The 12,320-nt window shown below is 69.0% G+C and carries 8 protein-coding genes and 1 riboswitch; of the genes, 1 reads left to right on the top strand and 7 read right to left on the bottom strand.

From position 1 onward, the window contains the following. Window positions 1–52: 52 nt before the first annotated feature. The gene (locus ABKW26_RS16280; protein ID WP_348595006.1) at window positions 53–472 is read right to left on the bottom strand and encodes a hypothetical protein; all 420 of its coding nucleotides are present in this window, start codon (window positions 470–472) and stop codon (window positions 53–55) included. Between the two features lie 238 nt (window positions 473–710). Next, a riboswitch (cyclic di-AMP (ydaO/yuaA leader) is annotated at window positions 711–871 on the top strand. 97 nt (window positions 872–968) lie between these two features. Between ABKW26_RS16280 and ABKW26_RS16275 the strand changes: the two genes are divergently transcribed. Then, a complete protein-coding gene (locus ABKW26_RS16275) occupies window positions 969–1,685 on the top strand; it encodes a C40 family peptidase (protein WP_348595004.1) in 717 nt (238 codons plus the stop codon). Window positions 1,686–1,862: 177 nt separating this feature from the next. On the opposite strand, the gene ABKW26_RS16270 is transcribed toward ABKW26_RS16275, so the two are convergent. The 6 genes from ABKW26_RS16270 to ABKW26_RS16245 all read right to left on the bottom strand — a co-directional run bounded on the left by ABKW26_RS16270 (window position 1,863) and on the right by ABKW26_RS16245 (window position 12,109). Then, window positions 1,863–5,120 (bottom strand): beta-phosphoglucomutase family hydrolase, encoded by a 3,258-nt coding sequence (locus ABKW26_RS16270; RefSeq protein WP_348595003.1) that lies wholly within the window; start codon window positions 5,118–5,120, stop codon window positions 1,863–1,865. Then, on the bottom strand, window positions 5,117–6,031 hold the full coding sequence (locus ABKW26_RS16265; RefSeq protein WP_348595001.1) for a DMT family transporter: 915 nt from the start codon (window positions 6,029–6,031) through the stop codon (window positions 5,117–5,119). The genes ABKW26_RS16270 and ABKW26_RS16265 overlap by 4 nt, the downstream gene beginning before the upstream one ends. A 65-nt stretch (window positions 6,032–6,096) precedes the next feature. Next, window positions 6,097–8,511, bottom strand: coding sequence for a heavy metal translocating P-type ATPase (locus ABKW26_RS16260; RefSeq protein ID WP_348595000.1), 2,415 nt, complete (start codon window positions 8,509–8,511; stop codon window positions 6,097–6,099). A gap of 179 nt (window positions 8,512–8,690) precedes the next feature. After that, complete coding sequence (locus tag ABKW26_RS16255; RefSeq protein ID WP_348594999.1) at window positions 8,691–8,987, bottom strand: metal-sensitive transcriptional regulator; 297 nt, start codon at window positions 8,985–8,987, stop codon at window positions 8,691–8,693. Window positions 8,988–9,065: 78 nt separating this feature from the next. Then, on the bottom strand, window positions 9,066–11,795 hold the full coding sequence (locus ABKW26_RS16250) for a heavy metal translocating P-type ATPase (protein ID WP_348594998.1): 2,730 nt from the start codon (window positions 11,793–11,795) through the stop codon (window positions 9,066–9,068). Beyond that, window positions 11,792–12,109: a heavy-metal-associated domain-containing protein gene (locus ABKW26_RS16245; protein ID WP_348594997.1), complete on the bottom strand. Its 318-nt coding sequence runs from the start codon at window positions 12,107–12,109 to the stop codon at window positions 11,792–11,794. Before ABKW26_RS16245 ends, ABKW26_RS16250 begins: the two co-directional genes overlap by 4 nt. Between the last annotated feature and the right edge of the window lie 211 nt (window positions 12,110–12,320).

The raw sequence follows: 12,320 nt of genomic DNA, 5'->3' as shown, positions 1-12,320 counted from the left end.
ATCTGGGTGTGGTTGCTCAGGTTCGCCGCGGGGACGGCAAACCAGAGGGTTCCTACACGCGCAGAACGCACAGAGAGTGCGCCACGATGGGTCGGCTGCCTCGAGGGCGATGAGCCGATACCGCCACCAGCACCGCCGGGGCGTCGTCGTGCATACGTCGCAGTCGGCTCCTGGCGAGGATCCACCGAGAGACGGCCGGTACCAAGATTGCCGCCGCGACCAGAGCGCAGCACACGACGAGAGCGTCGTGGAGCGAGCTGTCAGCGGTCGGGTGATCGAGGGGAAGGAGCGTGACCTCCGACGCCGAGGGCGTCGTCCACGTCGCGTCCGCCAGGCTCGACGCGACCGACATCGGTGCCTCGAGCTCCATGTGCCCGCCGTGCCCGTCCTCGGACGCGCTGTTCAGCACGACCCCGAGGAGCACCACCAGGAGCAGGACGACGACAGCGCCGACGCGCTGGATGCTGCTCACCCGAGCGCGCATCTGTCCCCCAATCACCGGAAAAACCCAACTGTGGTCAGGCTAACAAGAGTTCCTGAGACCTCGATGAGCCCATCGTCGCTGGTCCCTTCGTCGGAGCGAGCGCTTCACCCCCACAAGCCGTGATCATCCCGTGACATACCCCGGGTACGTCCTGTACTTTCGAGGGGCTCCACAGCGGCGAGATGCCAGTGAAGCGCTCAGGCGGCACGTCGAGCCCTGCCACCGCCTGAGGTTGCCGATGAACTCGTTGGCAGGGACGGGGGACCCAGAAGTGGGCGCTGGCTACAGCGTCCTTGGGGTGAAGTCGTATGGCCCGAGAGGTCATCGGCCGGGTGTTCTCCTACCCGAACCCGACAGCTAACCTCGCAGGCGTCATGGAGAGAACATGAACACGACGGTGAATTCTGCCCGCCACCGCGCGGCCAGGCGCCCTATCACGCCCCTGACGACACTGCTCCTCAGCACCTGCGAGAACGCAACGACCATGCGTCGTCGAACAGTGGTCGCAGCGGCCTCCTCGGGACTCTTCGTCTCGATGTTCGTCGGAGCGCCGGCCTCGGCGGCACCCGCCGCCGCCTCGTCTCCGAGCACCGTTGATGTCGACGCACTGACAGCCCAGGCCCGCGAGCAGCTGGATGTTGCGCCCGCAGTCACCGCGGCGAGCGACGCGTCGTGGACCGTCGAGCACACCGCGATCTCCGTCACACCCGCACCCGAGCCCGAGCCCGAACCAGAGCCGGAGCCGGAGCCGGTCCGGTCTGCACCCGCTGCTTCACGGTCGGCTGAGCGTGCGTCGACCGCGACTGTGACGAGCGAAGCTGCCGCACCGACCGAAGCCCCTGCTGGGGCTTCGATTCCCGCCACGGCCTCCGGAAGCGCCATCATCGAAGCGGCCAGCCGCTACGTCGGCGTGCCCTACGTCTGGGGAGGAACTACCCCGAGCGGGTTCGACTGCTCTGGATTCACCTCCTACGTCTACGCCCAGGTCGGGATCACCATCCCCCGCACCTCCGGCGAGCAGCAAGCAGCCGGCACCGTCGTCTCGCGAGACCAGGCACAGCCCGGAGACCTCATCTTCTCCCCCGGCCACATCGGGATCTACGCCGGCGGCAACACGATGATCGACGCGCCCAAGCCCGGCAAGACCATCCAGTTCCGCGAGATCTGGCAGTCAAACCCAACCTTCGTCCGCATGACCTGATAGACGGACGGGCCCTGCGCGTCGTGTCACCTACGGGCTGTGACCTGCGCTGGCCGAGAGGGATTGACGGACAAGCTCATCACGCTCTCCTCGCGCTCTGGCCATAGTTCGTCGCAGGAGCGGCAAGAAGCGAACCTAGGTGCTTGACGGGTGCACCGTTCACACCGTGCGCTCCGCTCACTCGTCGACATCGTCCCGGGTGACGGCTTCCACCACCGGTCGTTCTGTCGCCACCGCGCCTACCTCGGCGGCGGCCGCCGAGCTCCTCGGCGCCCGCCACACCACCGACTGTCCACCTCTCAGTGTCTCTGCACGGCCGTTCACGCGGACGCGGACCCGATGGTTGATCGCGCACGGGTCGGCGGTAACAGTGATGGCGTCATGGTCGAGCGAGATTCGCAGACGCTGCCCGCGGTGCACCAGGGTGAAGCGGGCACGGCGCAGCGCAGTGGGTAGGCGGGGGTTGAGGACGACGCTCTCGCCCTCGGTGCGCACGCCTCCGAAGACCCGGGTGACGATGTCGATGGTGGCGGCCATGGCCCCGAGGTGGATGCCCTCACCTGTGGTCCCGCCCTGGGTGTCGTCCAGGTCGGCGGCAAGGGCATCACGGAAGGTCTGCCACGCGCGGGCCGGGTCCGTCCGGGCGAGCACGGAGGCGTGCACGACCCGGCTGAGGGTCGAGCCGTGGGCGGTGCGGGCTAGGTAGTACTCGACCGTGCGCGCGAGCACCTCGGGCCCGGTGCAGTAGCCGAGCCGCTCGAGGGTGGCCGACAGCTCGTCGGGGCCCAGGAGGTAGAGAAGCATGAGGACGTCAGCCTGCTTGGCGAGACGGTAGCGGTTGGTGGCGTCGCCCTCGGCTTCGAGGATGAGGTCCAGCCGGCCGATGTCGTCGTAGGTGCGCCGATAGTGGGTCCAGTCCAGCTCGGCCAGCGCCTCGTATCCAGCGAACTGGCTGATCACGCCATCGTGGAAGGGGACGCTCAGGCGGAGGGTGAGAGCCTCCCAGCGGCCAGGCTCGTCACGGCCGATCGCGAGCCGGGCGCGTAGCTCGTCGCAGTCATACCCGGACGTCACCGCGAGCACGTCGACGGCGCGCGCGCACACCCAGGCCGCCAGGACATTGGTGTAGGCGTTGTCGCGCAGACCTTCACCGGGGGCGACGGGGTAGCCGTCGTGGTACTCGTCCGGTCCCATCACCCCGTCGATGTGGAACCGGTCCTCTGCCGTGTCGTAGGTGGCCAAGGACGTGAAGAACCGGGCGACCTCGATGATGAGGTCCGCGCCACGGCGGGCGAGCCAGGCCACGTCCCCGGTGGTCTGGAAGTGCTGCCAGGCGTTGTGCGCTACCGCCAGGCCGACGTGATGCTGGCGGCGGGAGTTGTCCGGCATCCACCGCCCGGACCTGAGGTTGAACAGCACCCTGGGGGTCTCCTCACGTCCATCGCTGCCGCTCTGCCAAGGGAACCTCGCCCCCGCATGCCCGTCGGCACTGGCGGCGGCACGGGCGGCGTCCAGGCGCCGGTACCGGTAGTCGAGCAGGGCCCGGGTGACCCCGGGACTGCGGGCAGTGAGCACGGGCAGCACGAACAGCTCGTCCCAAAACACGTGCCCGCGGTAGCCCTCCCCGTGCAGCCCGCGCGCCGGCACCCCGGCATCGACCTCGGCGGTATGCACGGAGAGGGACTGGAGCAGGTGGAAGACGTGCAGATTCAACACCAGCTGGGTCTGGCGGTCCGCGTCCAGGTCAACGCCGAAGCGGTCCCACAGCTGTGCCCAGGCTGCCTCGTGCGCGGGCAGCAGAGCGGCGAGGCCGCCCGGCGACCGGCTCAGCTCGCCTAGAGCCCCCATCCCGGACGACGCGATCGCCGCGTCCTTGGAGGTAACGACGGTGACCGTCTTGTCGATCGTGACGGGCCGGCCGTCGCGAAGGGACAGGTCGAAGCGCAAGCCTTGGCGGTCCCTCTCGCCCACCAGCGCCGCGGAAGTGTCGGCACCGCTGACGGTGGTGCGGGCGGCGACGGCGATGCGTACGTGGCTCTGCGTGGTCTCCACCTCGGTCAGTACGGTGTGCTCGTCCACGCGCTCCTGGGTGAGAGTGCGCAGGTGGTGGTCGGCGAGCCCGCGGTACTCCGCGACGTTGGTGTTGGATACGCTGGCGTCGACGCCGGAGAAAACGCTCACCGGGCCGTCCCAGCCCTCGGCCACTAGCGTGGTCTCCAGGGCGGCGAGGTGCGGGCGGGCCATCGAGACCAGGCGGCGCTGGCACACGCGCAGGCGCCGCCCCGCGGCGTCAGCGAGCACGGCCGTACGGGTGAGCACCCCGCGGCGCAGGTCTAGCTCACGGCGTTCATCGGCGACGGTCAGACCGGCGGACCACCAACCTGCCGCACCGATGCGCACGTCCAGGACCAACCAATTGGGGGCGTTGATCAGGTGTTCGTCCTCGACCTCGCGCTCGTGCATGACGGATGTGAGCCGGTTGTACACCCCGGCCAGGTACGTCCCCGGGTAGTGCACCCCGTCCGCCTGCCGCTCCGGGGCCGCGCCGCGGGTGCCGAGGTAGCCGTTGCCCAGCGTGGTCAGCGCCTCCCGGTGTGCCTCATGGACCGGGTCGAACCCCTCGTAGACCAGGACCCACGGGTCCGTCCGCAGGGAGCCCAGGTCCAGATGGGCGACGTCAGTCACGACGACGTCTGCACCAGCCGCCTCGAGCGCCTCGCGCTGCCCGCCGCGATCGACGCCGACGACCAGGCCGAACCCGCCACGCCGGGCCGCCTCGATGCCGGTCACGGCATCCTCGAGCACCACGGCCCGGGCTGGATCCACACCGAGCTCGCGGGCCGCTCGGAGGAACATCGCCGGGGCCGGCTTTCCCGCAAGGCCTAGGTCGGCGGCGCGCTCACCGTCGACGAGCACGTCGAACATGTCGGCCAGCCCCGCCGCAGCGAGGATCGCAGCGGCGTTGCGGCTGGCGGTGACCAGCGCCAGCGGCACCCGGCCAGCCCGCAGCCGGCCGAGCAGCTCGACCGTGCCGGGGAACGCACGCACCCCCTGAGCGGCAAGCATCTCCAGGTAGATCGTGTTCTTGCGGGCGGCCAGACCGTGAACCGTCCACGCCAGGGCCGGGTCCCCGGGCACCCCGGCCGGGATGTCGATGCCCCGAGAGGTCAGGAACGCGCGCACGCCGTCCTCCCGGGCGCGCCCGTCCACGTGCCGGCGGTAGTCCGCGTCTGCGTCGAAGGGGGCGTGGGGCCCGGTGACGGTGAGCCGGTCGTCGGCCAGTGCCTCGTCGAAGAGCTGCTGCCAGGCTTCGGCGTGCATACCGGCGGTGTCGGTGACCACCCCGTCCAGGTCGAAGATCACCGCCTCCTGTGGTGGCCGCGCGCCCGTGGGTTCGGGACCGTCGGTGTACCGGTGCGGTGCGTTGGGTGTCACGGAGTCCTCTTCTCGACGGGGCGGGCAGGCGGGGCGGCGGGTACGCCCAGCGGTGGTGGTGTGGCGCCGTGGGCGGCTGGCGCCGCCTGGCGGCGGGCTGGTCGTAGTGCCGTCCACATGGCCACCAGGACTGCCCCCAGCCCCGCTGCTGTCCATCGTCCCGGTTGTTCTCCGAGTACCGCGGTAGACAGGACGATGCCGAACACCGGGGTCAGGAACGTCCATCCGGCCAGGGCGTCCATACGGGATTGGCGGGCCTCGGTGAACCAGGCCACGGTGGTCGCCGCTGTACCCACCAGCGCCAGGAACACCAGCATCAGGACGAAGCGGGGAGTCCAGGTGATCACTGGGGCTCCCTCGAGCGCCGCGGCTAGTCCAGCCAGGGCGACACCCCCGATCACCAGGTGCCACCCTGTGATCACGACCACGTCGAGTCCTGCCAGGCGCCGCGACAACAAGGTCCCGGCGGTGACCGCCGCAGCGGCCAACAACGACAGCGCCGCGCCACCACCACCACCACCGCCCCCGGGCACGGCGACAAGCAGCAGGCCGGTGAAGCCGATCACCAGGGCCACCGCGGTCCGGGCCGAGGGTTTCTCGCCATAGAGCCACCAAGCGGGCAGCACGATGAGCAGTGGCTGGGCGTTGGCCAGCACTGCGGCCGTGCCCGTCGCCAGGCCAGCCACCCCGGCGAACATCGCGGCGAACGCCACCGTGACGTTGACCAGGCCCAGCACGATGATCCACCCCCAGGCCCGGGCGACCGCGGGGGTGGGGCGACGCTGGACCGCGCCCAGCGCCACCAGCGCCACCCCGGCCACCAACGCCCGCAGCGCGGCGAACCACAGGATCGGTGAGTCGCGTAGCCCCCACTCGATCGCTATAAAGCACGCCCCCCATGCCGCGGTCACCCACAGCATCCGACCCGGCCGCGGAGCGCGCATCGCCCCGGCCGGGAGGTCGAAACGCGGACCGGTCAGGGGGTCCCCGCCGGGACTGGCACGGTCGGCCCTGACGCGCTCTCGCCGCGCTGCGGTGCGGCGGGCGCCTGCTGGGCAGGCAGCCGGAGCCGCTTGAGCAACAGGGCGTTGACGGTGACGATCACGGTGGAGCCCGACATCGACAGCGCCGCGATCTCCGGACGGAGCATCAGCCCGAAGGCGGGGTAGAAGACCCCGGCAGCGATCGGAAGTGCGAGGACGTTGTACCCGATGGCCCACGCCAAGTTCTGGCGCTCCTTGCGCACGGTGGCCTTGCCGATGCGCAGCGCGACCGGCACGTCCAGCGGGTCCGAACGCATCAGGACAACGTCCGCGGTCTCGATCGCTACGTCCGTCCCCGCGCCGATCGCGATACCGAGGTCGGCCTTGGCCAGCGCCGGGGCGTCGTTGACGCCATCACCGACCATCGCCACCGTCTTCCCGGCCCTGTGCAACTCGGCGATCTTCTCCGCCTTGTCCCCGGGCAGAACCTCGGCGATCACCGTGTCGATCCCCAGTTGCTCGGCGATGCGCCGGGCGGTCGCCTCGTTGTCCCCAGTAAGCATGACCACCTCGATCCCGGACTTGTGCAGGGCGGAGACCGCCGCCGCCGCGGTCTCTCGGGCCGCGTCGGCCAAGGCGATGACCCCCACGCCCCGTCCGTCCACGGCGACCAGCACCGCGGTGCGCCCCGACGCGGCCAGCCGGTCGCGCCGGGCGCCGAGGTCGCCGAGGTCGACGTTCTCCTTGACCATCAAGCGGTGGTTGCCCACCAGGACCCTCCGCCCGTCGACCGTGGCGGTGGCGCCGTGACCAGGGACATTGAGAAACTCACTGACCGGAAGCGTGCGTACGCCGAGCCCGGCGGCATGACTATCGATGGCCCGGGCAAGCGGATGCTCAGACTCGCGCTCGACGGCGGCCACCAGCGCGAGCATCTCCTCCTCGCTCATGCCCGCGGCGATGATGTCGGTGACCTCCGGCTCGCCTTTGGTGAGCGTCCCGGTCTTGTCCATCACCACCGTGTCGATCTTCGCCGCGCCCTCCAGCGCAGTGGCGTTCTTGAACAGCACCCCCCGCTTCGCGCCCAGGCCGGTGCCGACCATGATCGCTACTGGGGTCGCCAGGCCCAAGGCGTCGGGGCAGGTGATAACCACGACGGTGATCGCGAATAGCATCGCCTGAGCCACCCCCACCCCAGCGAGCATCCACACGACGAACGTGGTCGCGCCGCCGATCAGGGCCACGAAGACCAGCCAGAACGCGGCTCGGTCGGCCAACCGCTGCCCGGGGGCCTTGGAGTTCTGCGCCTCCTGGACCATCTTGACAATCTGCGCCAGCGCGGTGTCCGCCCCGACCTTGCTCGCCCGCACGCGCAACGTCCCCGTGGTGTTGATCGACGCGCCGATCACCTCCGCACCCTGGGCCTTGCCCACCGGCATCGACTCCCCGGTGACCATCGACTCATCGACCTCGGACTCCCCCTCCTCCACGACCGCGTCCACCGGAATCTTCGACCCGGGTCGCACCAGGAGCAGGTCACCCACCGCGACCTCGGACGTAGGAACCTCGACCGGCTGCCCGTCACGGATCACGACCGCCTGCGACGGGGCCAGCTCGAGCAGGCTCCGCACCGCGTCGTTCGCGCCGCCCCGGGCGCGCATCTCCAGCCAGTGCCCCAGCAGCACGAAGGTGGTCAGCACGGTGGCTGCCTCGTAGAAAACCTCACCGCCACCGCTCAACGTCACCGCCAAGCTGTACAACCAGCCCGCACCAACCGCGACGGCGACCAAAACCATCATGTCCAGCGTCCGGGCCCTCAGGGCGCGGTACGCACCGTCGAAGAAAATCCACGCCGAGTACAAGACCACCGGGATCGACAAGATCAGGGAAAAGACGTCGTCCCGTAGCCCGAATGGCGCCGGGACCGTGAATCCCAGGACCTCCCGACCGATCGCCGACCACAGCAGGATCGCCACCGACAGGACCGCGGCGACCAGGAACCGATTGCGCATGTCCCGGGCCATGCCCTCCACCGACCCGCCGCCCCCGTGCCCCCCATGTCCCATCACCGACTGCGCGGACCGGTCAGCATCCTCGCCGTCGTGCTCGTGCACGGCATGTGTCTTCGGCTCGGCGGCGGTGCCGCTCTTCGCCGGTTCGGTCATCGGATCGCACAAGTGGTCAGGGACGGACTGCCCGGCGCAGTGGTACCCGCATTCGTTGATCCATCCCACGAGCTGGGCCACCGAGGTCTTGTCCTGGTCGTAGGTGACGGTCGCCGTCCGGGACGAGGCGTTCGCCTCCACCGCAAGGACGCCGGGACGTCGGGCAAGCGTCTTTTCCACCACAGCTTCCGAGGTCGCCCAGTGCAGCCCGCCGACCTCAAGGACCATTGTCTGACTCTTCATCGGGAATCTCCTCTCTGGCCCGAAGGCGGACGGGTAGTGCACACCTCGGGCTCAGTTGCTGCCGACCCGTTCTCATCACGCACTCCTTTCTCCTCGTGTGTTTTGCCACAGACAGGCGACGGTGAAGACGCTGCGGTGCACCCCGCGAGCGTCTCCGTCGCGTATCGCCGTGACCGGCCCTAGCTCCGCACGAGCCTGGCGATCGCTTCTGAGGCTTCCTTGATCTTGGTCTCCTGGGCCGCACCGCCGGTGCGTGCGGCGTCGGCGAGGCAGTGGTGCATGTGTTCGTCCAACAGACTCAGCGCGACCCCCTGGAGCGCCCGCGAGGCGGCGGAGACCTGAGTCAGGACGTCGATGCAGTACCTGTCCTCCTCGACCATCCGCGCAATGCCCCGGACCTGACCTTCGACCCGGTGCAGGCGGCGGAGCAGGTCCTGGGCGGTCACGGCGCGGACATCCGCCCCTGCTGCGCTCATCTCTCAACCGTCCTTCCCTCTATCGATGCCTCATCACTACGACACCCCTACCGGGGACAAGCCCCGGTAGAGGATCCGTCACGCCGTGGCTTGTGCGGTGTACCTGGCGGGGTCTGCTGTGAAGCTGGCTGCACAGTGCTTGGAGCAGAAGTAGTAGGTGATGCCTTCGTGCTCGGCGGTCGCCGGGTCGACGGTCATGCCACAGACCGGGTCGATGGCCTTCTCTGTCGTCTTGGACATGTCTTCCTCTTTCTCTTCATCGCGTCCAACCTCCACGACCGGGTCGGTGGTGGAGACGTGGACGTCGTCTGGGATGGTCGGCGGCGTGAAGCTGCGGAGCCGGTTGGCGTTGGCGACCACGGACAGCGATGACAGCGCCATGGCCCCCGCGGCGATCATGGGGCTCAGGGTCAGGCCGAACGCCGGGTAGAGCACCCCGGCGGCGATCGGGATCCCGATGCCGTTGTAGATGAACGCGAAGACCAGGTTCTGTCGGATGTTGCGCATCGTGGCCCTGGAGAGGTCGATCGCGGTCACGAGGCCGGACAGCGCACCGGAGATCAAGGTGATGTCTGAGGACTCGATGGCCACGTCTGTTCCGGTGCCGATGGCCGAGCCGACGTCGGCCTGGGCCAGTGCGGGGGCGTCATTGATGCCGTCCCCGACCATGCCGACGACACGTCCCTCGGCCTGCAGTCGTTGGATCTCGCGTGCCTTGTGCTCAGGCATGACCTCGGCGACCACGCGGCGGATCCCGACCTGTCGGGCGATGGCCGCGGCCGTGGCGCGGTTGTCGCCGGTCATCATCACCACCTCGATGCCTCGAGCCTGCAGGGCGGCGACTGCGGCGGCGGAACCGGGTTTGAGGGTGTCCGCCACACCGATCACCCCGGCCGGGCGGCCCTCGACGGCGACGAGCATCGGGGTCTTGCCGTCGGCAGCGAGCCGAGCTGAATCCGCGGCCAGCGCATCGGGGTTGATGCCGGCCCCGACCAGAAGGCGCCGGTTGCCGACCAGGACCTCGCGGCCTGCGACCAGGGCCCGGACCCCCTGTCCTGTGACGGAGTCGAACGCGACGGCTTCCTCGAGTCGCACGCCCCGCTCGCGGGCGCCACTGATGATCGCGGTGGCGAGCGGGTGCTCGGAGGACCGCTCCACGGCCGCGACCAGCCCCAGAACCTCGTCGGCGGCGAAACCGGGAGCGGGAAGGACATCGGTGAGCGCGGGGGCGCCCTTGGTGATGGTGCCGGTCTTGTCCAGCACGACGGTGTCGAGCTTGTGGGCAGTCTCCAAGGCCTCGGCCGAGCGGATGAGGATGCCGGCACCGGCACCCTTCCCTGTGCCCACCGTGATCGACAGAGGGGTGGCCAGACCCAGGGCACAGGGGCAAGCGATGATCAGTACCGACACGGCCGCGACCATGGCGAAGATGAAAGCTGGCGGGGGGCCGACCAGCGACCAGGCCACGAAGGTCCAGATCGCGATCGCGATGACCGCGGGCACGAAGTAGCTGGAGACTTCGTCCACCAGGCGCTGGATCGGGGCCTTGGAACCTTGCGCCTCGCGGACCAGCTTGATGATCTGGGCGAGCATCGTGTCTGACCCGACCTTGGTCGCGGTGTAGTGGAAGGTCCCGGTCTGGTTGATGGTGGCGCCGATGACGGTGTCACCGGTGGTCTTGGTCACTGGGATGGGCTCCCCGGTGACCATCGCCTCATCTACTGCGGAGGTGCCCTCGAGCACCTCTCCGTCCACCGGGAGCTTCTCCCCTGGGCGCACGACCACGATGTCCCCGGCGACGACCTCCTCGATCGGGATGTCGGCCTCCGCACCGTCGCGGATGACGCGGGCGGTGCGTGGCTGCAGCCCGATCAGGGTCCGGATCGCTTCACCGGTGCCGGCCTTGGCCTTGGTCTCCAGGAGTCGGCCGAGCAGGATCAGGGTGATGATCACCCCGACCGCCTCGTAGTACACCTCTCGCACCTCCACCGGCAGCAGCCCAGGAGCGAAGGTGACGACGAGGCTGTATCCGAAGGCGGCGATGGTGCCCAGCGTGATCAGGGAGTTCATGTCGGCCGCGCGGTGGCTCAGCGCCAGCCACCCGGTGCGGTGCACGGGCCACCCGGTGTAGAGCATCACTGGGGCGATGAGTGCGAGCTGCACCCAGGAGTTCAGCAGGAGTGATGGGACCCAGTCGGCCATGAAGACATCTCGCGCCATGACGGCGATGAGCACCGGCAAGGTCAGGACCGCACCAACGACCACGCGCCGTCGCAGGTCGCGGATCTCTACTGCATGCTCCTCCGCGCCCTCGTCGGTCTGGAGGACTGCGGACGACGCGTCCTGCGGGATGTCCTGCGTAGGACGAGCCCGGTCTGGGGCTATGGGCGTGGTGGCCTCATTCGCCAGGCCCGGTTCGCTCGCGGGTGTTCCGGCGTCCGTGACATGCAGGCGACCTCGGACCATGTTCATGCCGCAGGCGAACTCGAAGTCACCGATCGCCTCGGGCATGAGCTCGACGGTCGTCGTCTGGTACGCGGGGAGGACCTGGTTGACCTTGAAGGCGGGCATGACGACCCGCGAGGTGCAGTCTCCCGTCTCTTGCCGGTCGAACTCCATCCGCACCGGGACCCCGCGGGTCACCTGGATGACGTCCGGGCTGTAGCCACCCTGGACCTTGACCTTGACCACCTGCACGCCCTCGTCCATGACCGCCTGGCGGACCTTCTTCGGGCCGAAGAAGTACCACGCCATGAAGCCCGTCACTGCGAGGGCCGCGACGATGATGACGATCTCGGAACCGGTCATCGCACACCTCCAAGAAGGATCTCGTTGTTGCCTGGCTCGCTGATGTGCGACGTCAGGACGTGTTCAGGTCCGTGGTCGTGGGGTCCGGCGCGCCTGTCGTCGACCGCCAGGACGAACCCAGCCCGCTCGACCGCGGCGCGGATCTGGTCGGTTCCCATGGCAGCTCCGCTGGTGACCACGACCGGCGATCGGCCACCGACGACCAGGTCGATGGCTGCGCCGCTCACCCCATCGACGGTGCGCATCTGTTCCAGCACCTCGGCCAGGCACGACCCGCAGGTCAGTCCCTCGACGGCGAACGCGGTGGTGACCATGATTCGACCCTTCAGCTCGACAAGTACCCCAGGGGGGTATATCTACCATGGACCTCGTTCATAACAACGTCAACAGGGCATCGACGAAGATTCGATGAAGCGGCGGGCCCCGCTGAGCCACGAGCGCGTCATCTGCTGGTCTTCGTCGAACCTTGACCGTTCCTCACGGTGTTCTTCGTCCAGGTTCGCAACTGTTCATGGTGGGCGCGGC

The sequence above is a fragment of the Sanguibacter sp. 25GB23B1 genome, from assembly GCF_040012415.1.
In the GTDB taxonomy this organism is placed as follows: Bacteria; Actinomycetota; Actinomycetes; order Actinomycetales; family Cellulomonadaceae; genus Sanguibacter.
The sequence above is the reverse complement of the archived record's forward strand: the minus strand, read 5'-3'. Positions and strand labels throughout refer to the sequence as shown.